Origin of the sequence: Alteracholeplasma palmae J233 (assembly GCF_000968055.1) — a bacterium.
In the GTDB taxonomy this organism is placed as follows: domain Bacteria; phylum Bacillota_I; class Bacilli_A; order Acholeplasmatales; family Acholeplasmataceae; genus Alteracholeplasma; species Alteracholeplasma palmae.
The window spans coordinates 809765-835520 of the sequence record NC_022538.1; the positions used below are offsets into that span (position 1 = coordinate 809765).

The window sequence follows — 25756 nt, forward strand, 5'->3', positions numbered from 1 at the left end:
TAAATGAATGAAGAATGATAAAGCTAAAATAAATGATATTTTTTAGCTTTTATTCTTTGTTTATAAGAATTCTTTAATCTATGCTATAATATTTAAGGTGATATATATGGAAAGACTACAAAAAGTTCTAGCCCAAGCAAACGTTGCTTCTAGAAGAAAAGCTGAAGAACTTATTTTAGAAAAAAAAGTTAAAGTTAACGGAAAAATTGTTTCTGAATTAGGTTTTAAAGTATCAAGAAAAGATCAAATAGAAGTAGATGGAAAGCCTATAGAATTTGCTCCATTATGTTACTATTTACTAAACAAACCAACAGGATATCTATCTACAGTTTCTGATGATAAAAAAAGAAGAACAATTCTTGATTTATTTGAACCTGAAGATAAAGAAAATAGAATTTATCCAGTGGGAAGACTTGATTATGATACAGCAGGGTTATTATTAGTTACTAATGATGGGGAATTAACAAAAAAATTGACACACCCAACATCAGAAATTGCTAAACAATATCTTGTAAGAGTAAAAGGAATTGTTATTAAAGATAAAATTAGAAAACTTAGAGAAGGCGTTATTATTGATGATAATTACTTAGCCGTTCCTAAGGAAGTTCAACTTATGGAACTTGATAAAAAAAATCAATCTACTTTAATAAGAATTATCATTACTGAAGGAAAGAATAAACAAGTGCGAAAAATGATGGAAGCTATTGGACACCCAGTTAAAAACTTAACAAGAGATCAATATGCATTTTTAAATTTAGAAGGTGTAAAAAGAGGAACTTACAGAAAACTTAAATTACACGAAGTAAAACAATTAAAAAACTTATAATGGACAAAATTGTCATTAAATAATAAAAATGTTATAATAAATAATAGATATGGAGGACTTTATGGGAGGATTTAAACTTGCCATTGATGGACCAGCAGGTTCAGGAAAGAGTACAATTAGCTCATTATTAGCAAAAAAATTAGGATGGACGCATATTGACACAGGAGCAATGTATCGAGCAGTTACCCTATATGCGCTAAATAATAAAGTCAATTTGGAGGATGAAACCTCATATAAATTTCTAGAAAATATCAAAATTGAATATAAAAACAATCGTATTTATATTGATAATGTTGATGTAAGTGAAGACATTAGAAATGAACAAATTAATAAATATGTATCATTAGTTTCTTCATTTTCATATGTTAGAAAAAAATTAGTAGAAATTCAAAAAGAAACTATCCAAAATGGAAATATCATTATGGACGGAAGAGATATAGGAACAGTAGTTATCCCTGAGGCAGATTTAAAATTATTTTTAACAGCTCATGTTGAAGAAAGAGCTAAAAGACGTCACAAAGAACAAAAACAAAAAGGTGATGTCCACGAAATTAATCAAGTTATTGAAGAAATCAAACTACGTGATAGTAAAGATTCTACAAGAAAAGAATCCCCACTTAGAAAAGCAAGCGATGCTATAGAGTTTGACACCACTAATTACACAATTGACCAAGTCGTTGATAAAATAATAGAATTAATAAAATCGAAGGAGCAATAAAATGACTGATATTAAAACCCCTAAAAAAGGACAAATCATAGAAGCACCAGTAGTAAAGGTAGATAAAAATGTAATATATCTAGATGTTCAATACATTACAGAAGGAACTATTTATTTAAATGAATATGACTTACCAGCACCAGAAACTTTTAAAGGATTAGTAAAAGTTGGAGATATCGTACGTGCTAAAATTATGAAAATTTCAGAAGGTGATGATAGTACACAAATATTATTATCAAGATTACCTTTAATTAAAGAAGAAAAATTACAAACAATTGAAGAAGATTTTAAAAAACAAAACGTTATTTCAACTAAAGTAAAAGATGTTTTAGAAAAAGGCTTAGTTTTAAACTATCATGGATATGAACTCTTTTTACCATATTCATTAATGGATTTTGACTTAACTGAGAAAAAAGATACACTTAAAAATACTAAATTAGATGTTGTGATTGCAGAATTCAAAGAAAAACCAAGATTAAAATTAATCGCAACTAGAAAACCAATTTATGAACAAGCTAGACAAGAAGCATATGAAAAACGTCAAGAATTAAGACAAGAAGAATTAGATAAAATTCAAACAGGTGATGTTTTAACTGGAACAGTAGAAAAACTTGAATCACACGCAGCATCAATTAAATTTGATCATGTTATGGGAATGTTAAGAATTTCACAAATCAGTCATTTTAGAATTGAAAATATTAATGAAGTTTTAAAAGTTGGACAAGAAGTAACTGTTAAAGTAATTAAAAAAGAAGGAAACAGACTAGATTTATCTATGAAAGCTCTGTTAAAAACACCATTTGAAAATTACGTTTTAGAAAACAAAAAAGGACAAACAGTTAAAGGAACTGTTGTTCAAAAATTACCTTTTGGTATTATTGTTGAAGTTGCAAAAGATGTTAAAGGATTACTTCACAAAAGTGAATATGCTTGGAATCCTGCTGATAACTTTGATAGTTATATTAAAATAGGTGATGAAATAGAAGTTGTTATTTTAAATGTAGATAAAAAACAAGAACGTTTACAACTATCTAAAAAAGCATTAGAAAATAACCCATGGAAAGATATTTCATTAAAACGTGGCGATGAAGTAGAAGTCATCGTAACAGAAATTACTAAAGATGGCTTAAAAGTTGGATATGAAGGAATAGATGGTTTAATTCCAACTAATGAATTAGCAATGGAAAAAGTAAATCCAGATGAAGCATTTAATGTAAATGATAGAGTAAAAGCTATTGTTACTGACTTTAATAAAAATCAATGGATCTTAACATTATCAATCAAAAAATTAGAAGAAGCACTAGAAAAAGCTTCATACGAAAAATACCTAAACGAAGATGAAGAATTAGAAAATATCACTTTAGGGGATTTGTTTGAAGACTTTAAAAAATAAAAGAAGGTTTTAGAATGCCATTTAAAGTAGCAATCGTAGGCCGACCAAATGTAGGGAAATCAAGTCTTTTTAACCGTATTATCGGTGAAAGACTTTCCATTACAGATGACAAGGCTGGAGTAACAAGAGATAGAATATACGCACAAGCTTTATGGCTTACTAAAAAGTTTAGCGTAATTGACACCGGGGGAATTGATATTGGTGATGCCCCTTTTTTAACACAAATAAAAGAACAAGCTCATGTCGCAATGGACGAAGCAGATGTAATTATATTTGTTGTTGATGGAAAAACAGGACTAGTAGATAGCGATCGTTATATTGCAAAACTACTTTATAAAACTGAAAAACCAGTTATTTTAGTCGTTAATAAAATAGATGACTTAGCCTTAGTATCAAATACGTATGAATTTTATTCATTAGGATTTGACGAACCAATTGCAGTAAGTACTAACCATGGTATTGGTATTGGGGACTTACTAGATAAAGTTATTTCATATCAAACAGAAGATGAAGTAGATTATGATTTAAGCACGATTAAATTTAGTTTAATTGGAAGACCAAATGTAGGAAAATCAAGTTTAACTAACGCAATCTTATCACAAGAAAGAGTTATTGTATCAGAAATATCAGGAACAACAACTGATGCTATTGATACTCCTTTTAGAAGACATAAACAAGACTATGTTGTTATTGATACTGCAGGTATTAAAAAACGCGGTAAAGTTTATGAAAATACAGACAAATATAGCGTTTTAAGAGCTTTAAGTGCCTTAGAACGATCAGATGTGGCTTGTTTAGTTTTAGATGGCGAAGAAGGCATTGTCGAACAAGATAAAAATGTTGCAGGTTATATAGTAGAAAACCATAAAGCTTGTGTAATTGTTGTAAACAAATGGGATGCTGTTTTAAAAGATGATAAGACAATGAAAAAATTCGAAGAAAAAATTCGAGATGAATTTAAATTCTTAGACTATGCACCTATTGTGTTTGTGTCAGCTAAAAATAAAGAAAGAATTCAAACTTTATTCCCATCACTAGAATTAGCTTATTCAAACTTTATTAAACAAATACCAACAAGTGTTATGAATGATGTTTTACAAGATGCAGTAGCAATGAATCCAGCACCTCTTTTCAATAAGGGACGTGCTAAATTCAACTATATGACACAAGTTGCTATTAAACCACCGACATTTGTATGTTTTGTTAATAATCCAGATTTTGTCCACTTTTCTTATGAAAGATACTTACATAATCAATTTAGAAAATCATTTGATTTAGAAGGCACTCCAATTAAACTTATTCTAAGAAAGAAGGAATAAAGATGAATTTAAGTGTTATTGGTGGAGGCTCTTGGGGGTCTACTCTAGCACAAGTATTAACAGATAATGGACATAGTGTTTTAGTCTATGATATTAATCCAGTGTATGTTGATAAAATTAATCATCAAAAACATCCATTTTTTGATGAACCATTAAAAGATATAAAAGCTACAAATAACTTAAAAGAAGCATTAGAATTTTCAGACTTAATACTTTTAAGTGTTCCTACTAAAGCAATGAGAGATGTACTAAAAGAAATAAACAGTTTAATCAATAGTAAAAAGTCTTTTGTTAATGTATCAAAAGGAATTGAACCTGAAACTTTAAAAAGAGTCAGTGAAATTGTAAAAGAAGAAATTAATCCTGAAAATTTAGAAAATTATGCTGTATTAACAGGACCTTCTCATGCCGAAGAAGTTATCTTAAGAAAACTAACTTTATTGACATCAGCTTCTGATAACCCAGAATTTGCAAAACAAATTCAATGTATTTTTTCAAATGATACTTATTTAAGAGTCTACACATCAAGTGATCTTATTGGATGTGAAGTAGGTGGCGCTGTTAAAAACGCAATCGCAGTTGTTAGTGGCATCCTAAGTGGTCATGGTTTAGGAGAAAACGCCAGAGCTGCTTTAATCACAAGAGGAATTTTAGAAATTATTCGTGTAGTTAAAGTAATGGGCGGTAAAACTGAAACTGCATTTGGACTCACTGGTATCGGAGATTTAATTGTAACAGCTTCAAGTGAAAACTCAAGAAACTTTACTGCTGGTAAAAAAATAGGCAGTGGTATCAACGCATCAAAAGCAGTAGAAGAATCTGTTCAAACAGTTGAAGGAATCAGAACTATCCAAGCGATGCACCTATTATCAATTGAAAAAAATATCGAATTACCTATCATTGATATAGCTTATGATGTTATCTTTAATAATTTAAGCGTTGAACAAGCAGTTGCTCATTTATTAACAAGAGATTTAAAGGAAGAAAAACTTGATTAAAGTCTTATTGATAAAAAAAAATGTCTATGATATAATTAAAGAATAATAAATAGGAGGAAATACCATGAATAAAACTGAATTAATTGCTTTAGTTGCTGAAAGAGCTGAGATTACTCAAGTTTTGGCAGAAAATGTGGTTCAAGCTTTTATAGATATCGTTACAGAAACTCTAGCAGATAGAGAAGAAAAAGTTGTAGTAACTGGATTTGGTACTTTTGAGGTAAGAAACAGAGTAGGTCGCCGTGGAAAAAATCCAAGAACTGGTGAAGAAATTCATGTCCCAGCTCAAAAATCTCCTGCATTTAGAGCAGGTAAATTATTGAAAGATGCAGTAAAATAAAAAATGATTGGTCTATTCTTTTATAGACCATTTTTTTATCAAAAAGGAGATAATTATGGAATTATTTCAAAAAGCCATGCAAAATGATTTATCATACCTTCAACAAAATATTAATTTCATTAATGAAGTAGACAATAGAAAAAAAGTTTACTTCATTATGCAGTTTTAGGAAATGCTAATGATGTGATTGATTACCTACTCTTACAAGACATTAACATTAACCTTCAAGATATTTCTGGTGAAACAGCTGTATTTGATGCAGTAAGAAAAGGTAGAATAAATATTGTAAAAAAGTTTGTCATGAAATATGCCAATATTAACATTGCCAATGACAGGAATGAGACATTACTACATTTGGCTTGTGCTAAAGGCTCATATGATCTGGTTAAGTTACTTATCGAAAGTGGGGCAACCTCATCCAAAACAAACGAAGGCAAACTTCCAATTCATTATGCTATCTTAAGTGGTCATGACGATTTTATCATTCCTCTTTTAAGTGAGTTTTCTCTTAGTTGGGATTACTTAGATGAAAATCAAAATACCTTTTTACATTATGCAACTAGAACAACTAATTTAAAAATGGTTAAACTATTTTTAGAATATTGTTTGGACACAAATGCACTAAATGATCATTTTGAAACGCCTTTATTTAATGCAGTTAAATATGGCACAGATCAAATAGTGGAACTCTTACTTAAAAATCATGCTTTAATTGAAATAAAAAATAGGCGCTATGAAACACCTAAAATGGTTGCTAAAATCTATCAAAAGTATCAAATTCATGAGATTCTTGAACAGTATGAAGAGTCTATTAAATATAAAAAAGAAAATAATGAACAAGTCTTAAGAAATGCAGTCTTAAACAGAGATCATGAATTATTAAGAAGACTTATTTCTAATCAGACGATACTTAAAAAAGATTATTTAGGGTACACAGCATACGATTATGCAGTAAAATATCATTTAACAGTTTGTATTAATATACTAAAGATAATAAAAAAATAGTCCTAGGACTATTTTTAATATCTAAGCAAAGAATAACAGAAGAACAGACAATAAATTATATATCATATGTACAGCTGTTGAGACCCATATATTTTTATTACTTTTCATATAAATATACCCAAAAGCAACCCCACCACCAGAATAAGAAATCAGACTGACAAAGAAATTAGAAAAATCGCCAGTAAGTAATTCAGTAGTAATATGAATTAAGGCAAAGACTAATGTGCTTACTATAAGTGCAGTTCTTTCATTCTTAATTAATCCAAAAATAGATTTTCTAAAAATTAATTCTTCTACAAAAGGACCAAATACTAAAATAGAAAATAAAGTAATAACTGCTGGAACTTGGGCACTTAATAAATTATTAAGCGATAACTGATTAATAGAAGTTTGATTAGCATTACCAATCAATGTTCCTATTAAATTAGATAATATATTAAAAACTAATATGATAAGTAAAGCACTAGCAAATGAACTAGGGATAATTCTAGAAGCACTTTTAGACTTTTTAAGAGTATCAAAGTCATAAACGATTTGAGGCTTTAAAACAGTGAATAAAATACCAGCCATTGAGATATATGATAACGACAGAATTAAGGCATTTGCAAGAGGTCTCATTGTAATACCAGATCCTACCTCAACTAAATTTATTGTATCATTTGTTTTAAAATCATTAACATGAATAGTAGATACGGCTAATTTTATTTTTAACTTGTTTTCCCACTCAGTAATTGTACCATCAAGTATTTTATTAAAAGTGTCTTCTTTTAACATGATATGGTTATTTTCATCTAAAACACCATATCCTGCCTCGTCAGTAGTAATAACACCTTGGGCATTTCTATGAATTAAGAAAACATATTCATCTGATTTATAAACAGTCTTATATAAAATAGTTAACTCAGAGCTTGCGTTAATAAATTCACTTTCTTTTAAAATAGTAAGTGATTCAACACTTGTGCTTTGTTTATCTAATAAAGTATTTGGATAATCAGCTGTTCTAAAGAATGTTGTCCCTGGAAAAGCTCTGAAAATTAATAATAAAATAATTTGAAGCAATTGTAATGAAAAAAGTGTTATATAACAAGCAATTGCTATCCAATATCTAACCCTATTTTTCTCATCATCGTGAAAATTATCTAAAACCTCGGTTTTAAATTCTTCTTCAAAATCGATTTCTTTGTCATACATGAATTTACATCTCCCTTAAGTATAATAATATAACTATTATACTATAAAGTAATTTTATTGTAAAATAGTTATATAGACTAAAAAAGGAGCGTATACAAAATTGAAACTCATACTTGCAACTCATAATAAAGGAAAAGTCATGGAATTAAAATCTCTTTTAAATAATCCTGAAATTGAAGTAATTTCATTAAGTGATTTAAACGACTATGAAGAAATAGAAGAAACAGGCACTACCTTCTTAGAAAATGCAAAATTAAAAGCATTAACCATCGCAAAAAAATATCACCTACCAACACTAGCAGATGATTCAGGCTTAGAAGTATATTCTCTAAATATGGAACCAGGCGTTTATTCAGCCAGATATTCAGGTAAAGGCGATTTAGAAAATTGTTTAAAACTCTTAGCAAATATGAAAGAAAAAAAAGATAGAAAAGCAAGATTTATTTCAGTTATAGCATATATTGACAAAGATCTTAAATTTAAAAGCTTTGAAGGAACTTGGGAAGGCGAAATTTCTTTTAATATTAAAGGTGAAAATGGCTTTGGCTATGATTCAGTCTTTATCCCAGAAGGATATCATATCACAGCAGCCCAAATGGAAAGTAGTTTAAAAAATAGTATTTCTCATCGTGCTAAGGCACTAAAAAAATTAATTGAAGAATTGTGATATAATAAGAATTATTTAGTATAATAGAAAGGGAACATGTCATGAAAATATTGATCACTGGAGATATACACGGCAAGTTAGATTTATTAGAACAAGTAATTGAAAAACACCCTGATATTGATTATCACTTAAATACAGGAGATTTAAGCATTTCTATCAAAGATATTTCTCAAAATGATATCATCGCAGTAAAAGGTAATGCAGATATATATGTCACTTTACCTGAAAGTCGCATTTTAAATATTGATAATGAAGTTATTTATTTGACACATGGGCATATAGAAAATGTTAAATATGGGTTAAATAAATTAAGAGAGAAAGCAAAGTTACAAAAAGCAACTATTTGTATTTTTGGACATACGCATAAACCACTTATAGAACTATATGATGATATACTTTATTTAAACCCAGGATCACTTAAAGAAGCACAGCACCTTATACATATATTATAATAGAAGATAAAAAAGCAACAATAAAAAATCTTTAGGAGTAAACATTGGAACAAGCAATTATTAGACAAGCACAAGCTTTTTTTGGAAAAGAAGCTAATATAACAATCATAGGTAGACTACTAGGTGGAATGAGTAATTATACATACATTATTAATGTCCTAGATAAACTATATACTATTAGAATTTTAGGAAAAAATGCTCATCACTTTGTCGACAGAACAAAAGAAAAATATCATTTAGAACAAGCAGAAAAATTAGGATTAGTCCCTAAAACAGTTTACTTTAACATAGAAACAGGTGTTAAAATAGCAGAATATATTGAAGGCAATATTTTATCTGAAACAGATTATATGCCCTATCTTAATAAAATTGTCGATGTTCTAAAAAAAGTTCATCATACAACTGTAGATAAAAAGTATGATTATGAACTTTTAAAACGATTAAATAACTATGAAAAAATAAATACTGGAATTAATCCAGAATATAAAATACTTAAGACTGAATGGATTAGTTTATACCAAGAAAAATATAATCAGTTTGAAAAAGTATTCTGTCATGGAGATGCACAAAGAACAAATCTTATTTTAAAAGATGACAAAATATATTTAATGGACTGGGAATTTTCTGGATGGAATGATCCATATTATGATTTAGCTTGTTTTGGCAATATGGAGTTTAAAGATGCCATTTTATTATTAGAAGCCTATATTGGTAAAAAAGCTAATGATGAAGAGCTGAAACATTTAAAATTCTATAGAATGTATCAGGCATTACAATGGTACTTAGTTGCTTTATACAAAGATAGCATAGGACTTAGCCAAGAACTTCATATAGACTTTAAATTATATGCAAATCATTACCTTGACCTAGCAAAAACACTTTATAACGAAATAAAATAGAGGATGAAGAAAATGGAAAAATTATTAAAACTTGAATCTAGTTTAGAAAATATTGACAAATTAAGTGAGATGTTAAATGAAAGCATGTCAACTTTTAATTATCAAGCAATAGTGATAAGAAAACTAGAAATGATGAAAGATTTAGGTTTATATGAGGCGGCCATTTTTTTTGTAAAACCATACCTTGTTCAAAAAGAAATTCAAAATAAATTAGAGACTGATGAAAAACTATATCATCTAATCTTTCAAATTGCCCTATTAAATAAAGATGAACATCTTATTTTAGAAGCCATTAAAAAAAGAGAAGAGGTTCTTAAAGTTTCTGAAAAATATCAAGCTATCATAGATATGATTGAATATAAAAAAGCATATCATTTAGAATATGAACAAGAAATTTTTTCTTTATTATCAGATACAATTAGTGAATCTTTAAAAATAACTTATTTAGAAGACTTAATTAAAACTTACGAACTTGAAAAAAAATATCAAGAAATTTTAGATCTATGTTTAAAATATGAAAAAATAGATTACAGTAAAATTTTATTTCCTTACCTTTTAAGTACTTTAATTCATTTAGAAAAATATCAAGAAGCTAAAGAAAAAGCACTATTAGTTTTTGACAACCCAGTATTAAAAAAGGATGCTCTTTTAGCATTAGTTGAAATTTATGCTAAAGAAAATGATCAACACAAACTAATGGTCTTAGAAACTGAAAATGAAGAGTATGTTGAAAAACAAAAAGAAAGTTATCAATTAAGTATGTATGAAAAACTCTTATCATTTTATGAAACAATAGGAAATAAGCCTTCTATTACTCTTTATAAACAAAAACTTACTAAAGTAAAAAAAGTCTTAGATAAAAATAAACTTATAAATAATAAAAACAATGAAGAGCCCTTAAAGATAGAAGAAGAAAAAAAGGTACTAGAAGTAGTAACTGAAAGTTCTAATGAACTAAAAGAACTTAATAGTAATGCAAACTCCACTAAAAAGAAAAATGGCCATTTTGTTTTTCAATTTGAAGCTTTACACGAAGTCTTAGTCTACAGTCATCAGTTAAGTGAAAAACTTAACTTAAGAGAATACTTAAGACTCCTATTTATTAAAATTAATGAATTTATTACTCCAATGGAATTTGTTTTATATCTGAAAGATTCAAAAGAATTATTTCAATATAAAAAAGAAAGACTTTATGATAAAAAAATTATTGACACATGGTTATATGAAACTGTAGTTGATCATGTACTAAAAGAAAAAGAAGAAATTATTTCTATTCCTGAAAATTTAAAATTTGATAAAAATATTATCACACAAAAGCCTTATGAATTAGAAAAAGTAAAAATAGTATATGCTTTTCCAGTTCAAAATTTAGGTGTTTTTGTCGTTCATTTTGATGAAAATCTTTTAGATATCAGTATGTTTTATGATTTCTTTAAAGCAGTTAGTGCAGTAATATATACTAAATTAATTGATGAACTTAAAGAAAATAGACTTAGAAGTGAAAATATATTTTTAAACAAAGTGATTAATTCTCCTCTAATCGCAACGAGAATTATGATGAATGAAGTCACTCACTTCAACAAAGAAGCACAAGAACTATTATCAGTAGAGCCACATTTACCACTGGAACTATTCTTATTAGATATGGAATATCATCAAGTAAATAGCTATAAAAACATGATAGAAAAACTATATCAAAATAAAAATGAACAAGCTGAAATGATCTACCTACATCAAAATAAGCAAATCAGAGAAAAATTGTTTAGTATTTATGATGAAGGAGAAATAAAAATTGTTAGTATTTTTGAAGATTTAACTAAAAATCAAGAAGAAAAAGATAAACTCCTTGAACAAGCAACAACCGATTATGAAACAAGAATTCTTAACTTAAACGCCCTTAATGCTCATATGAAAACTTATATAGAGGATAAAGCTAGTTTTATTTTAGTAGAACTACAAGGCGACTATAAAACAATATATGGCTATGAAAAGACGATTAATTTTTATAAAGAGTTTGCTCAAGTGACTAAAAAGTTTTTTAAAGAAGGTATGGTTTATAGATACGATGATAAACAGTTATGTGTCTATATCCCACAAAATGATATTAGAGTGACAACTAAAATTATTAAATCTTATCTTAAACACCTTTCTGAATATAGTCCACAAAGCCTACCTTATGAACAATTTACAACTATTGTTAGTGCCTTAAGATATCCGGTTGTCACAAGCGATAAAGATATTTTTAGACTATATAGATATTTAGAAGTAACATTAGATTTAGCAAAAAGATCCCAACAAGAACTATTATTCTTCGAATACCACATGTATGAAGAAGAAGTATTTGAACAAAAAGTAATTGACTATTTAAATATAGCCCTTGAAAACAAACAGTTTACAATCCTATTTAATCAAATTATTGACTTAGAGCAAAACGTTGTTTGGCAATATGAAAGTGAAATTATGCTTTCAAATTTAACGATAGATAGTAAATATTTATATAAAATAGCTAAAAAAAGAAATAGAATGTTTGACTTAGAAAAATATCATTTAAAATTGATTTGTGAATTCTTAGTTGAATTAGAACAAAAAACAAATAAATTAATTAAATTAACTATTCCTCTTACAAAAGAAACTTTTTTACATCCGACTTTTAATGCTTATTTTATGGGGCTTTTTAAAAGTTATCAAATTCCAACAGAATTTATTCGTATCAAAGTCATAGGCTCAGATATTAAAGAAGCCCATCAAGCACGAATCAATGAACTCGTAGACTCATTTGTTGGACTTGACACAACAAACTTAGATGCAGTTCTTAATTATCCGTTTCATGCGCTTCATCTGAATTATACTGCTCGTGATGAAAAGGCAATTGCTTATTTAGGGACTTTAAACGCTCTTTTATCAAAATATCAAATTGCACTTATTATTAGAGATGTTAAGACCAAAGAAGACAGAGAAATACTAAGAAAAAATGGTATTAGATATATTGAGGGAACAGTCTATAAAACCATTGATAAGAATCAACTAATAGAAAAAATTAAGGAGATTACAAATAATGACTAATAAAATAGATTATGATCTTATTAAAAAAGCATGTAACCTCCAAGAAGACTCTTATAAGATTAAAGGGATTGTTGCCCTTTCAGTCTTAGAAGATGTTGATCAGATGATAGAACAATTCTTTTTAAGAAAAAGTTTAAATGAAGCAAGTATCATGTTAGATGTTTTTGGACTCCTACAAAGTTTTTTTGTAGGCATAGATGCCCTTTATGATTTATCTATAGGGACAACTAAGTACAAGTATAATATTAATATTAATCAAAATGAGACCTTAAAAGAGTTGAAGTTTATCAGAAATGATATTGTGGGTCATCCAACTCATAGAACCTATCAAAATGGGATGGTAGGTTTTTCCATGATTGAGGAAAAAAGTATTAAAAGAGATACTTTAAGCTATATCACATATGTCTTTGAAAAAGAAAAACAAACAATTAATAAAAAAACAATTTACTTTCATGAATTAAAAGAAGCTTACTTAAAGGAAAAAACAACCTTATTAGAAGAATTAACTTCTTTCTTATTAAATAAAAATGACTTATCAAAAATAGCACCTTTATTAGAAGAAATGTTTCAAGATGCACTAAGAAGTACATATGATCTTAAAGATATAGATGAACTAACAAAATTATTTTTAGAAAATACTCAAATCAAACAGGATTCCAATCACCGATTCTTATGGCGAACAAGAATTTTAAAAACACTTTATACATGGAAAGATAATGAATTCCAAGATACGATTGATTTTATCATTTTAAAACAAATTATAAAAATTAGTGATATTACTTATGATACTCTAAATCAGAAAAAAGAAAAATATCAAGTAAGACTCCCTAAAGCAATTAAACAATTTTATCTATTTATGAGAAAGAATGAAGACTCACTTAATTTACTAGATAATTTAAATGATAAAGATCACCCACTTCACTTAAGTGATATTAACGGACTTTTAGCATTAAATCCCCCTATAAGAGCAAAAAAACTTTTAGAATGGTTAAAAACGATTAATCATGGACCTTATGTTTATGCATTAGGCTCAATCTTAAAAGAATATAAGAAAAATAATAAAACTCAATGAAATATGATATAATATAAGTATATTAAGGAGATGATTCTATGGCTTGGAGCAATGAGACTTACCTAATTGGTGAAAAAGTTAAAGTAGAAAACGAACGTGATGCAGGTGTTGTAACACGTATAGATTTAAAAAGAGGTTTAATATATGTTATTTTCAAACGTATGAGAGAAGAAATGTATCCTTATCCTGAAGCGTTAGAAAAGAATATTATTATTCCATTGATTCAAAAGAAACAATAAATATATAACATCAAATATAACTATCAATTACATTTATTATTTAAAACATGAAATAAGATAAAATCTTTAATGAAGGTGGAAATAATATGGAAATATGTAAAAGAAATGGATTTTGTATATCAGTATCAGTGTTAAGCGATGATGCCATTGAATTTAGCTACTATAGATTAGGTCAAAATGTGAGTGAAGAAGCATTTTACACTTCTGCAGCATCTAAATATGAAAGCAGTATAACTATTAATAAAGAAAATAGAGAAGCTTTTTTAGCAACATTAGTTGAACAAAGTGATTATTTGAATAAAAACAAATTTCAGGATAGAGAAGAAATTCTTAATATGATTCGATTAAGATTTGATTTAGTAGAAACATTTGATGAAATTAAACAATTTCTAGATGAACACAATATTCACTATGAAACTAAACAATGGGTTGAGTTTTATGATTAAATAATCACTTTAAATGAAAATAAAAAAAGACCATGTTATAATACTCTTGTGCTAGCAAGGGAGCGGTTAAAAATGACTGAAAAAGCCTGTAAAGACTGGATTCAAACTGAATATTTGAAGAAAAAGAAAACAACTATTGAAGCTTTAAGAAGTCTTTCAGTAGAACAGTTAACGAAACACATTAAAAGCTATAAAGAGTTTATTGTAACATTTGTAGAAGAAAATGATGTTTATATTCAAAAAGCCCAAATTCAGGAACACGTAGAAAAACAATTATTAGAGATAACAGCTTTAGAAAAAATATTAGAGTTTGGAATTACAGATAGACTCGTTAATGTTATGCTAGAAGAAGAAGTAATTGTTCACGTGATTGAGAAAACAAAAAAAGGTTATAAAAAATTTGATTGCTAAGCACTTACAAAAGTGCTTTATTTTTTTAGGAGGAAACTATGATTACATTAAACAGCAATAACAAAGTTATCACACATTTAATAGACAATAAAAAAAGAGATTTAGTATTAATTATTCCTGGTGGAGGATACAATCATACATCAGTTAGAGAAGCAGAACCTGTTTCAAATGCCTTTTTAGAATTAGGCTATCATACTGCAATCTATGAATATAGACACACATTGTTAAAACACCCTGATGTCATAAATGAAGCAATAGAGGTTGTTGAAGGACTAAGAAATTTAGATAAGGTTAGAAAAATATTAATCATTGGTTTTTCAGCAGGTGGACACTTAGCACTTCATTTACTTGAAACTAAACCTAGATGGTTTAAAGCAGGTATTCTATGTTACCCTGTTGTAACATCAAATCAAAAGTATTCACACCAAGGATCTTTTGAAAAACTGTTAGTTGAACTTAACAAAGAATCACTAAGAGAAGTAAGTTTAGAAAAAAATGTTAAAAAAAGCATGCCACCAATCTTCTTATGGCATACAATGACTGATCAAAGCGTTCCCGTAGAAAACAGTATCTTATTACTTGAAGCATTAAATAAAAAGAAGGTTTCAGTAGAAGCTCACTTCTACCCAAAAGGACGTCATGGTTTATCATTAGCAACTAAAGAAGTAGCTTTTGACAATGATGATAAAGAACAATTTGCATTAGAAAATAAACATGTAGCAACATGGTTTGAAACATTAAAAAATTGGCTAGGAGAATTAAAGTGATCGAACAACTAAGACAAATGGGATTAAAGCCAACAGATACAGTTTTAATTCATAGTTCTATGAAAAAAATCAATCGTGATGTTAATGAAGTGATAGATGTATTGTCTTCATATTTCAAAGAAGGTTTAGTTTTAATGCCTACACATACTTGGAAACAAATGAATGCTGATTATAATTACTTTGATTCTAAAATAGAACCTTCATGTGTTGGCTTATTAACAGAAACATTTAGAAAAAAAGAAGGTGTAGTAAGAAGCCTTCATCCAACTCATTCAATGGCAGGGCTTGGAAAAAATGCTAGCAAATATCTTTCAAATGAAGAATATTCACAAACCCCAACACCTGCAAAAGGAGCATGGGGAAGACTAGGTAGCGCAGATGCTAAAATTTTATTAATAGGATGCGATTTTATTAGAAATACATTTATTCATGCAGTAGAAGAAATGATGGATGTTCCTAATAGATTTACTGCAATTCCTATTACCTTCAAAATTAAAACTGATCATGGCATACATGTTCAAAAAACATATAAACACTATAATGCACTCTATCCTCACTTATCAGAAAACTTTAAAAAATGCGAAGCCTATTTAATAGAAAAAGGAATTGTTAAAAAAGGTTTCTTTGGTGATGCAGAAGTTTTATATATGAACGCTAAAGAATTAGAAGAAGTAATTAAAAAATGGCTAAGAGAAGACATTGATTTATTCAGTGATGATCTACCATTAGAGACTCATAATATTGAACTTTAGGAGAGTATATGACAAATATTTTATTAAGTAGAAAAAGCAAGTTATTAGAAGAAAATACTAAAAAAATAGTATCAAGTTATATTAAAAAAGATGATAAGGTTGTTATATTAGGCTTTTCATTTTTTGAAAAAGAGATTGATTCAAATGAAAAATGGCAAGAAACTTATGGCAAAAACTCTAAATATTATAACGAAATGGAAACTATATTTATAAATCTAGGCGTTAAAAAAGAAAACATCTCATGGATTAACTACTATGATGAAAATATAGAACAAATGAAAAAAACAATCAATGAATCTAACATATTATATTTACCTGGTGGAGCACCAGATGAAATGATGGAAAGAATTCATGAAAAAGAACTTACAACAGATTTAGAAAATTTTAAAGGGCTTGTGATTGGTTCAAGTGCAGGAGCAATGATCCAATTTAACTATTTCCATATTAGTAAGGATAATGATTATCAAGCATTTAATATATCTGATGGATTAGGTTATATTCATAACTTTAGTATTGAAGTTCACTTTAGAAGAAAAAAGAAACAAAAAAGTGGTATTAAAAAAGCAGTAAAATTATTCAATAGAGATTTATATACATTACCAGACAGCGGAATGATTATTGTTTCAGAGTATGGAATAACATTATACGATGGAGCAGAACTATATTATCAAAGAGGTAAGAAAATAGGAAAATAGGTGTAAAAATGATTAGAAAAATGAACGATAAAGATAAAAGTAAATATATTGAACTATCATTAGATTTTTATCAATCAGAAGCTGTCATTGAACATGTAGAAATGCCTATTTCTAATTTAGAACAAACATTTGATTTAATCATATCAGATAGCCCTTATCTTGAAGGATATGTTTATACTTACTATAATAAGGTTGTTGCCTACTGCCTTTTATCTTTTACATACTCAAATGAATTAGGGGGCTTAATGGTTCTTTTAGAAGAACTGTATGTTGATCCAAAGTATCAAGGTTTAGGGATTGGTAAAAAGTTTTTAAACTACATTGAAAAAGTATATAAAGATAGCGCAATCGCTATTAGACTAGAAATAGATGATGAAAATGGTAGAGCAAAAAAACTTTATTTAAAACAAGGTTTTGAAGAAAGAGAATATAGCCAAATGGTTAAAATTATTGATGAAGAATAGATTACAATATACGTTGACAAATTATTCTATTTAGCGTATCATAGAAGTGTAGATAACGATACAAGAAAAAATTTAATAAGGAGTGAATCGTATGAACAAAGATGCAAAAAAACTAGCAGTTATTAAAGAAGCTCTTGATAAAAGATTAAGAGAATTATATAAAGAAGCTAGAACAGAAATTTGTAAGGAAGCTCAAACACTAGAATACATTATGTGTTTAGTAGAAGCAGATCCAGATAACGAAGAGTATGCAACAAGCTGTTTAATTAAGATGTATGGATAAGAACTTTAATTAGTTCTTATTTTTTTTATAAATAGAAGTATGTAGATATAAAAATAGCCCATCAGTATACTGACAGACTTATCTTGGCTGTTGGACTTTTGGGGCTTCTTCCATATCTATTCCAGCACAAGTAATATACAATATTTAATAGCTTTATACAATAAAAAAAGCCATAGATATATGACTTTTTTGCATTAAATAGAGATATCTATTTAACGAACTTTACAATGTAAAGGCTCGGGACTTTAACCCACGTGTAATTATTTCATAATAGAGAGAATAAAAAATCAATAAGTAAGAAGACTAAAAAAAATTAAATTTCATATTTCTACTTCATATTAAATAAAAACCCCTTTGAATTATCAAAAGGGTACTTCTAAACTAATTTTGGTACACCCTCACGGGCTCGAACCGTGGACCCAATGATTAAGAGTGAGTGCATCTAAATAAACTATTAAAGCCTAATAAAATGGGCTTTTTATTTTAAAAAGGAGTGATACATTGCAGTATGAAAGACTAGATAGCATCATCCAAGCGCATCTTGAAACATTAAAGCGCCCTGGCTTAGTCTCAATAGTGAAAGAAGCTTATTATTGTTTAGACAATGATGCTAAGGCAACCTTGCAATATCTTGAGTATCTTAATTGGAAAGATTATGAAATAAAAGAAGCAATCCGACTTTTAGCAAGATATGAAAACAATCGAATAAAATATCCTGAACTGATAAATAGTAATTAGAGAGTCTACCGTAGTTCAGGACGCTAGGCTCTCTAATTGCTATTTTTTATAGCAAGGGCTTCATACTTCTCCTGGGGAGTTATCCCACTCCCCTACTTATCCTTTCTAATTTAATCAATCGAATTATATTTATACTTTTTTACTACTTAAGTTCCCTTTAATAATTCGATTGATTAAGTCAAAAAGGGACTTAAGAAAGAAGTGAATAAAATGGAATATGATGTATCAGAAATTAGACAAGAAATAGAACTTGTCAAAAAAGGACTTGAAGACTTAGTGTGTTATTATAGTCTGAAAACTAAAAAGTTTAGAGTATACGTATCAAAATCAATTACAGCTGAAGTTGAAAGTTCTTTAGATGTTGAGTTCGAAACTGCACGTGAAGTTGACATTTATTATAAAAAATTAAATAAAGATTTATCTTATGCATTTTGGGAGTTATTCAAAGATAACTACTTTGATGATTATATGTGGGATATGCGTCAATCAATAAAAAGATATTTAAAAAAGGTCAAACAATGGGAAAAAAATGAATGATAAAAAGATAGAACTATTAAAAAAACTAAAAGAATTATCAGAGCGCGGAGTAGGTGGCGAAAAAGAAAATGCCACTAAAATGTTAACAAGACTACAACGTAAATATGACGTCAGCGATATAGAAATAGAAACAACTGAAGAAAAGTATAGAGAATTTACAGTACCACGTTTTAAACTCTATAATAGATTGTTTTGGCAAATTATAGGAACGTATGGAATTAGCAAATATAAAAAAACTAGAAAAAGAGACGTCATACTAATTAATTGTACTGCATCATTACAATTAGAAATATTGGCTAAGTTCCAATTTTTCTATACGTACTTTCAAAAAGATATAGAAACGTTTTTCTTAGCGTTCATCTCTAAAAATGAACTATGGAGTAAAACGTCTAAAGAACCCACTGAAGTTACAGCTGAAGAGCTATTGGAACACCTAAAAGCAAGACAACTAGCACAGAAGTTACAAAAGTATGAATACGATACAGATAAATTAAAAAATGAGCAATTACAGCTAGATATATGAAAGGAGACAAGCACATGAGAAAAAAGGCAAACACACAGACAAAACAACAACTAAGCCATAAGTTTAAGCCTAGCTATCGTGGGCTTGTTTCTATCTTAGATAGTAAACTAATTGAAGAAGATATACTAGATTCGTCTAAGCTTGTTTATGCTGGTTTATACGCATCTATTCCAAGAACACAACGACTAGAAAATATTAGTAAAGAAGTTAATCATAAATATTATGGCCGTAAGAAAAAACTGATAGATCAATTAGGGATTGCTGAAAGTACATACTATACTGCAATCAATGAGCTAGAAGAAAAAGGATATATAAAAACAGTCGTTAACCCAGATAAAACGGGTTATGTTTTCTATTATTTATTGAAAGAAATTGATATGGCCAACGCTGTATCTTTTGTCACCTCAGAAATGCTACAAAGAAAATATATCAAAACAAAACGACGTCTTAAAACGTTAAGCCCTAAAGCTAAAATTACATTAGGCCGATTACATAACTTAGCCACAAGCGATTATAATAGAAACATTGAAGTAGATACTGAAAGCCTAATCAAAGAGTTAAAATTGGCACGTAGCACAACTTTTTACATGATAACAAAACTCTTAAGCTGTGGAGCAATGAAACGCAAGGAAAAGCAACATGGCCTATATAAATTATTGTTATTAGATGAGTATACACAATATCAAATTATAGTTAATCAGTCAGGTGATGCGAGCTATAAGCAATCGAACTATAAGAATATGAACAACTACCCAGATGATGCGCTAGATCTAATTGGTGATGCATTTGGACTAAAGAAATATAACTAAAATAACTGCTTAGAAATAAGCGGTTGTTTAGGTTTAATCTATCACATGATAACTTGTTAGAACATAGAAAACAAAGGCTTTAAACGCCAAAATAAGCACTATAAATAAAAGAAAAATGAAGTATCAGAGCATATAAACTCTAGATACTTTTTATTTTAGTTGCATAGTCTAAAAAACGGAATTGAAAGATATAAAAAGTCTAATAAATGGAATTAAAAAGGTAATTTAGTCTAAGTTTCGGAGAGAAAGTATAAGTTTTTAAAAAGTGTTTATTATATAAAGAATTAAAGAAGGAACCGATTAGATGCAGTTAAAAATTGAAATAATAGTCCGCTTAACTATTTAAAAACTGAAAGATTAGATATGAGCATTTTATTTTTAATAACTTCAATCATTTTAAGAGTTAAGTTCAAAACATTTAAACATTTTTTAAATGGGGGGGTATTGTGAAAGTTCTATGACGTCAGCATCTAAGAAGTGACTACTATTATAATTTTATGATTTAAAAACTTCTAAACGTTAGTTTCTATGACGTCATAAAGTTATATAGTTAACATATACTAAACTTATAAAATTATATGTTGTCTAGTTCTAAAAAGACTTTTTATTTTTAATCAAGAAAAGTTCGACTTTTTTAAATTATCAAAATTAACGAAGTTAAACTGAGTGCAAGAGATTTAATCTCAATATAAAACGGAGGATTAAGAATGAAAAAAATATTATATATTTTCTTAGCGGTATTAAGCACGCTAGGAATTACTGCGATGTTTGCATCTAAGACGTTTGCAGCTGAAATGAATGCTGATATACCATTTACAACAACAAGTGATGGATACTTAAGATTTTTAGCATTAACTGATGCGACAGAAAATAGGTTTAAACAAAAGCCGTTATATGATGCTATTGGTTCTGGTAATAGTTTTACACTATATGTGCAAGATGGAACTGAAACTACATTTTCACTACATGTTGGGGCAGAAAAACAAGTCTATAAAACTAAGGCTAAAGAGATTGTATTAACCCAAGTTGCTGATTTTCAAGCTTTAGAAGTTACTACAGATGGAACAAAATGGAATGCTTTAAATGCGCCTTTAAAAATGTCTGTTATGAACCCTATGACTGAAATTAGCGTACATAATCCTATGGGATTTGATTCCCAAGGTGGTAACGACACTGGTGGAGGCAATCAAGGTGGAGCGTCTAAATTACTATTAGACGGTATGGCAGTTGTCAATGATATCAATTTTCCATACAGCATAAATGATATCGCAAGAATTGCTAAACTTAGAGCAATAGATCCTAAGGATGGAGATATTACAAATAAAGTTGTAATTACTAATGAAAACTTTAGTGGGAATGAAAATAAATTAGGTACATATTACGTTGAATATTCCGTAACTAATTCTAGTCAAAATACAACAACTAAAAAGATATCTATTTCTAATCATGATTTAACAGGACCTGATATTGATGGACCAAGCCAATATAAAGTAAGATATACTGATTCGTTAAATGTTACTGAGTTTTTAAAGAATTATAGTGCAACCGATAAAATTGATGGTGATACTGCAGTTTATATCGAAAAAAATGATTATAAAAATAGAACATTTGGCAAGTTTAGTATTGTAATAGCTTCAAAAGATAAAGCAGGTAATATATCTAGAAAAAACGTAGTAATTGACTCGTACGATAATCTAGCACCTAGTTTTGAAGATAAAACTGTTGGTCCAATCGTGCTTGATTTGAATGCTGAAATTACAGATAAAATATTATTAGAAGGATTAACTGCAACAGATGAAATTGACGGAGATGTGACATCATTAATAACTGTTGTAACTCACAATATCGTTTCTGGAAGCAAGGGAGTATATGAAGTTGAATATCTAGCTGTAGATAAGTCTGGTAATGGCAGAACTCATTACAGAACATATAGATTGGAATCTAACATATATACAGCATTTTGGGTTGACAGAAATATTGTTTCATTAGACGCATTAAAAACACTTACAATAGACCAAATTGCAAGAATATATGCAACTTATGAAGGAATTGAAATGAAAAGTTATAAAGTTATAACTGATAAGTATAGTGAAAATGCATCAGTAGAAGGACATTATTTAGTATCAATGTTGATTACTGATAAAGAAGGGAAAGAACATAAAGTTTCTAGAACATTATCAGTTGCAGGCCTAAAAAAAGATGAAGATGTCAAATTAGGTTTTTGGGCAACTATCTGGAGAGCGATTAAAAACTTCTTTATTGACGTAATTAATTCTATTCTAAACTTTTTAAATAAGTTAGGCTTAAATACAAAATTGATTGAAAAAAAATAAGTAGTGGAGTGATGCATTAATGAAAAAGATAGTAATGATCATGTTGTTGATAGTAAGCACATTAGTGCTCACTATCACACCTGCTTATGCTAAAGAAACAGATATAAACGACGAGCGCATAGATGTTGAAATTATTAGAGATAATACGGTTGTTGAAATTAAACATATGAAAGACTGGAGAATATCACATGCGGTTGTTGAGTATGCATTCTTAGAAGACGGAATAAATGTGGCCCAATTAGGCACAATTTCTGTTAAAGATAATAAGTTTACAGTGGATTCAAAATGGACGGCCATTAAAGTGCACCAGGTTAAAAGATTAGTTGGCCAAGTTTATTATACGCATATGGCCCAAGGTAAAAATACTATTGGAAGTTTTGCAAATGTAAAAAGACAGAACATTGTAGAAATACAAACAGTTGCAGTTAAAACGATTAAAACAAAAATATTAACGGGAATGTCTCCGACGTCACCACTGCATAAATATTATGAATTTTATTTTAAATTTGATAAAAAACACGATAAATTAGCAGCAATCGATGCTAGTTACGTTATAGAAAAAAAGTGGTGGTTTATTGGAACAGGAAAAGAAAACATTGAAAAGGAAATATCTATATATGATGGCGTATTTATGAGCGGTTATGTTAGTAATTCTATAGGAACAACCTTTCTACCAACTCCAGCAACAGAGTCAGTTAAAGGCTTAGAAAAAAATACTGACAAAAATATTGATGCTAATTATGTAGCTAGAGTCAGTGGTGATATTGGTACCTGGGGAAATAATTACACAATTTCTAATTTTGTTATCTTACGCGTTAAATACTATCTGGATGGCGAGTTCATTATTGATGACGTCATTAATAACCCTACCAGTCCACAAGATGACTTGAACTATTTACAATCATTAGTTGAGCAAATTAAAAAACTAATTGAATATATTCAGGGGTTAAATTGGTCTAATATTCTCTTATGGATTGTTGCTATATTATGTATCCCTGTTGTTATAGGTTTAATTTTAATTATATGGTTCTTTATTAAAATAGTTATATCAAGTATTAAACTTGTTTTTAAAACGATTAAAAGCATACTTAAGTTCATTAAATGGGTACTTATTCCAAACAAGAAAAGGAGATAAATAGATATGCAAGCATTAATAATTATTATAGTTGTACTAATTGTACTGTTTACGCTCAGTTATCTAGATTATAAATTATATGATAGTAAAAAAGTTCCTAAAGGAACACCTGACATTGTCCAGGATATTAAAAACGGAGTGAAAAAGAAAAGAGAAAATAAGGCATTTAAGGAGGCAAGAAAATGATTATCACAGCAATAGCATTAATTTATAACATTATTCGTAAGTCTTTAAAGTTCATTTTATACACATTCCCAAAACGAGTATATCTCGGCTTAAAAGTTTTATATAAATGGACTAAAATTATTTTTATTAAGTTGTTTATTCCAAAAAGAAAGATAGTAAAAATAAGTAAAAGATGAGCCTAGAAAGTACAGCCTTTAAACTAGATAAAATAGGCGATTGGAATGTTAGCTTAAATAGAAAACTTGCTAGGTTTATTTCTAAAAAACTCATTAGATACACTGATTGGGTTATGGATGAACGCATATACAAACGCATGCGAGATATGACAGCGCCACTTCACTGGGCTTGGATAAATGGTTGGCTTGCATCTTTAAAAAAGGCATATGATGAGTTCCCGTTCAAAAAAGAAGGTTTGTACATTGTCACAGGCCTTCCTGGTGCTGGTAAGTCTAGTGTAGCTGCAGAGATTATGCATCGTATGTTTTTAGCAACAGGAAAAGGATCATATATAAATACTGCAATCGAAGTACCAAGAGTAGATGAAAATAATTTTAGAAAATATACATTACATCCAAGATATGAGATAACAGATTTTTTTGATGAAGGTAAAATTGTAGCTTATCCTAATCACTATCTATTTGCAGCACTTCATATTGATGAAGCACATAGAATATGGCAATACCGAGTAAACAATTCTAATGAATATATGAACTCATTTAAAGGGTTCATGGAGTATGCTGTCGGAGTCAGACAATACATTGGCCATATTTTTGCTTATACGCAAATGGATAAGGTTGACGTCCAAATGATGACATTAGCAGAAGCCATTGTTGATGTTCAAGTTAAAAAAGGATTTGATTACGAATATTGGAGAGAAACAGGAGAATTTAGAATCACAATTCTAGGTTGGGATTTAGTATTTCATAAAGTGGTAACAAATGGTTCAGGTGGATATACAAAAGCTGAATATAAACGCGTATTTTTAAAACGCACAATGGATTTAAAATACTTTGATAGTTACAACTTAAGACAAGAGTTAAAAGGCGAGAAAATGGATAATAGATATCAAAATAGCATTAAAGAGGTGAGAGCATGACATGGAGTGAAATACTTAACATATCTGGGCAAGTTATATTTTGGATTGCTCTAGTAGCGTTATCTGTATTACTTCTAAAACTAGTGTTTTTAGTGGCTGTGTTTTTGTTTGCAACAGCAATCTATATAATTCCCTGGAAACAAACAAAAATTGATTTAAGGGCAATATCTGAGACGAAAATAGAACAGCGCATATATCTGGATGAATACCAGTTCACAATAGCAAGTGAACAGCACAGAAAAGAATTAGAAGAAAAAGTAAAAGTAATAAAAGACGTCGAAAGTAAGATAAGAAAAAGAGCTGCAGAACTTAAGAGTATTACAGCTCAGATTGAACGAGTTGAAAATGGTGACAAAAAAAGTAAGAAAAAAGCGTGATTTTATATATACTTTAGTATAT

At 28.7% G+C, this 25756-nt stretch carries 30 protein-coding genes; 29 read left to right on the plus strand and 1 reads right to left on the minus strand.

Features of this window, described 5'->3' with window-relative positions:
• The first annotated feature begins 106 nt into the window (after window positions 1-106).
• The 7 genes from BN854_RS03670 to BN854_RS03700 all read left to right on the plus strand — a co-directional run bounded on the left by BN854_RS03670 (window position 107) and on the right by BN854_RS03700 (window position 6599).
• Window positions 107-826 carry a pseudouridine synthase gene (locus BN854_RS03670; RefSeq protein WP_026658812.1) on the plus strand — a complete coding sequence of 240 codons (720 nt, stop codon included), beginning with the start codon at window positions 107-109 and terminating at the stop codon, window positions 824-826.
• Window positions 827-887: 61 nt separating this feature from the next.
• On the plus strand, window positions 888-1544 hold the full coding sequence (gene cmk, locus BN854_RS03675; protein ID WP_026658819.1) for a (d)CMP kinase: 657 nt from the start codon (window positions 888-890) through the stop codon (window positions 1542-1544).
• A 1-nt stretch (window position 1545) separates the two neighbouring features.
• Entirely contained in the window at window positions 1546-2937 is a 1392-nt protein-coding gene (locus tag BN854_RS03680; protein ID WP_026658826.1) for a S1 RNA-binding domain-containing protein, read from the plus strand.
• A 14-nt stretch (window positions 2938-2951) separates the two neighbouring features.
• Window positions 2952-4256: a ribosome biogenesis GTPase Der gene (gene der, locus BN854_RS03685; RefSeq protein ID WP_026658834.1), complete on the plus strand. Its 1305-nt coding sequence runs from the start codon at window positions 2952-2954 to the stop codon at window positions 4254-4256.
• Between the two features lie 2 nt (window positions 4257-4258).
• Window positions 4259-5254 carry an NAD(P)H-dependent glycerol-3-phosphate dehydrogenase gene (locus tag BN854_RS03690; protein WP_026658841.1) on the plus strand — a complete coding sequence of 332 codons (996 nt, stop codon included), beginning with the start codon at window positions 4259-4261 and terminating at the stop codon, window positions 5252-5254.
• A 64-nt stretch (window positions 5255-5318) separates the two neighbouring features.
• On the plus strand, window positions 5319-5594 hold the full coding sequence (locus BN854_RS03695) for an HU family DNA-binding protein (RefSeq protein ID WP_026658847.1): 276 nt from the start codon (window positions 5319-5321) through the stop codon (window positions 5592-5594).
• A 183-nt stretch (window positions 5595-5777) separates the two neighbouring features.
• Window positions 5778-6599 (plus strand): ankyrin repeat domain-containing protein, encoded by an 822-nt coding sequence (locus tag BN854_RS03700; protein WP_026658854.1) that lies wholly within the window; start codon window positions 5778-5780, stop codon window positions 6597-6599.
• Between the two features lie 21 nt (window positions 6600-6620).
• On the opposite strand, the gene BN854_RS03705 is transcribed toward BN854_RS03700, so the two are convergent.
• On the minus strand, window positions 6621-7790 hold the full coding sequence (locus BN854_RS03705; protein WP_026658862.1) for a CPBP family intramembrane glutamic endopeptidase: 1170 nt from the start codon (window positions 7788-7790) through the stop codon (window positions 6621-6623).
• A gap of 100 nt (window positions 7791-7890) precedes the next feature.
• Between BN854_RS03705 and rdgB the strand changes: the two genes are divergently transcribed.
• The 22 genes from rdgB (at window position 7891) to BN854_RS03820 (ending at window position 25734) form a co-directional block, all read left to right on the plus strand.
• Complete coding sequence (rdgB, locus tag BN854_RS03710; RefSeq protein WP_026658869.1) at window positions 7891-8457, plus strand: RdgB/HAM1 family non-canonical purine NTP pyrophosphatase; 567 nt, start codon at window positions 7891-7893, stop codon at window positions 8455-8457.
• 41 nt (window positions 8458-8498) lie between these two features.
• Window positions 8499-8909: a metallophosphoesterase family protein gene (locus BN854_RS03715; RefSeq protein WP_026658876.1), complete on the plus strand. Its 411-nt coding sequence runs from the start codon at window positions 8499-8501 to the stop codon at window positions 8907-8909.
• 44 nt (window positions 8910-8953) lie between these two features.
• Window positions 8954-9808 carry a choline kinase family protein gene (locus tag BN854_RS03720; protein ID WP_026658883.1) on the plus strand — a complete coding sequence of 285 codons (855 nt, stop codon included), beginning with the start codon at window positions 8954-8956 and terminating at the stop codon, window positions 9806-9808.
• 12 nt (window positions 9809-9820) lie between these two features.
• On the plus strand, window positions 9821-12871 hold the full coding sequence (locus BN854_RS03725; RefSeq protein ID WP_026658891.1) for an EAL domain-containing protein: 3051 nt from the start codon (window positions 9821-9823) through the stop codon (window positions 12869-12871).
• Complete coding sequence (locus BN854_RS03730; protein WP_026658899.1) at window positions 12864-13943, plus strand: hypothetical protein; 1080 nt, start codon at window positions 12864-12866, stop codon at window positions 13941-13943. The genes BN854_RS03725 and BN854_RS03730 overlap by 8 nt, the downstream gene beginning before the upstream one ends.
• A 38-nt stretch (window positions 13944-13981) precedes the next feature.
• Window positions 13982-14182, plus strand: coding sequence for a hypothetical protein (locus BN854_RS03735; RefSeq protein ID WP_026658906.1), 201 nt, complete (start codon window positions 13982-13984; stop codon window positions 14180-14182).
• An 86-nt stretch (window positions 14183-14268) separates the two neighbouring features.
• Window positions 14269-14628 carry a hypothetical protein gene (locus BN854_RS03740; protein WP_026658915.1) on the plus strand — a complete coding sequence of 120 codons (360 nt, stop codon included), beginning with the start codon at window positions 14269-14271 and terminating at the stop codon, window positions 14626-14628.
• A 72-nt stretch (window positions 14629-14700) separates the two neighbouring features.
• Complete coding sequence (locus BN854_RS03745; RefSeq protein WP_026658923.1) at window positions 14701-15039, plus strand: hypothetical protein; 339 nt, start codon at window positions 14701-14703, stop codon at window positions 15037-15039.
• Window positions 15040-15077: 38 nt separating this feature from the next.
• Window positions 15078-15806, plus strand: coding sequence for an alpha/beta hydrolase family protein (locus tag BN854_RS03750; protein ID WP_026658929.1), 729 nt, complete (start codon window positions 15078-15080; stop codon window positions 15804-15806).
• A complete protein-coding gene (locus BN854_RS03755) occupies window positions 15803-16558 on the plus strand; it encodes an AAC(3) family N-acetyltransferase (RefSeq protein WP_026658932.1) in 756 nt (251 codons plus the stop codon). The genes BN854_RS03750 and BN854_RS03755 overlap by 4 nt, the downstream gene beginning before the upstream one ends.
• An 8-nt stretch (window positions 16559-16566) precedes the next feature.
• Entirely contained in the window at window positions 16567-17253 is a 687-nt protein-coding gene (locus tag BN854_RS03760) for a Type 1 glutamine amidotransferase-like domain-containing protein (protein WP_026658941.1), read from the plus strand.
• A gap of 8 nt (window positions 17254-17261) precedes the next feature.
• Window positions 17262-17717, plus strand: a complete 456-nt coding sequence (locus tag BN854_RS03765) for a GNAT family N-acetyltransferase (RefSeq protein ID WP_026658948.1) — start codon at window positions 17262-17264, stop codon at window positions 17715-17717.
• 91 nt (window positions 17718-17808) lie between these two features.
• Window positions 17809-18000, plus strand: coding sequence for a hypothetical protein (locus tag BN854_RS03770; RefSeq protein ID WP_026658954.1), 192 nt, complete (start codon window positions 17809-17811; stop codon window positions 17998-18000).
• 501 nt (window positions 18001-18501) lie between these two features.
• Window positions 18502-18738, plus strand: a complete 237-nt coding sequence (locus BN854_RS03775) for a hypothetical protein (protein WP_026658961.1) — start codon at window positions 18502-18504, stop codon at window positions 18736-18738.
• Between the two features lie 210 nt (window positions 18739-18948).
• Complete coding sequence (locus BN854_RS03780; protein ID WP_026658969.1) at window positions 18949-19275, plus strand: hypothetical protein; 327 nt, start codon at window positions 18949-18951, stop codon at window positions 19273-19275.
• On the plus strand, window positions 19268-19798 hold the full coding sequence (locus BN854_RS03785) for a hypothetical protein (RefSeq protein ID WP_026658976.1): 531 nt from the start codon (window positions 19268-19270) through the stop codon (window positions 19796-19798). Before BN854_RS03780 ends, BN854_RS03785 begins: the two co-directional genes overlap by 8 nt.
• Window positions 19799-19812: 14 nt before the next feature.
• Window positions 19813-20607, plus strand: a complete 795-nt coding sequence (locus BN854_RS03790; RefSeq protein WP_026658984.1) for a hypothetical protein — start codon at window positions 19813-19815, stop codon at window positions 20605-20607.
• Window positions 20608-21314: 707 nt separating this feature from the next.
• Window positions 21315-22940 carry a DUF5011/hyalin repeat domain-containing protein gene (locus tag BN854_RS03795; protein ID WP_026658990.1) on the plus strand — a complete coding sequence of 542 codons (1626 nt, stop codon included), beginning with the start codon at window positions 21315-21317 and terminating at the stop codon, window positions 22938-22940.
• Window positions 22941-22959: 19 nt separating this feature from the next.
• On the plus strand, window positions 22960-24075 hold the full coding sequence (locus BN854_RS03800; RefSeq protein WP_026658998.1) for a hypothetical protein: 1116 nt from the start codon (window positions 22960-22962) through the stop codon (window positions 24073-24075).
• Between the two features lie 6 nt (window positions 24076-24081).
• Window positions 24082-24261 carry a hypothetical protein gene (locus BN854_RS03805; protein WP_045959753.1) on the plus strand — a complete coding sequence of 60 codons (180 nt, stop codon included), beginning with the start codon at window positions 24082-24084 and terminating at the stop codon, window positions 24259-24261.
• Between the two features lie 172 nt (window positions 24262-24433).
• Window positions 24434-25357, plus strand: a complete 924-nt coding sequence (locus BN854_RS03815; protein WP_026659004.1) for an AAA family ATPase — start codon at window positions 24434-24436, stop codon at window positions 25355-25357.
• Entirely contained in the window at window positions 25354-25734 is a 381-nt protein-coding gene (locus BN854_RS03820; RefSeq protein WP_026659011.1) for a hypothetical protein, read from the plus strand. The genes BN854_RS03815 and BN854_RS03820 overlap by 4 nt, the downstream gene beginning before the upstream one ends.
• Window positions 25735-25756 lie beyond the last annotated feature (22 nt).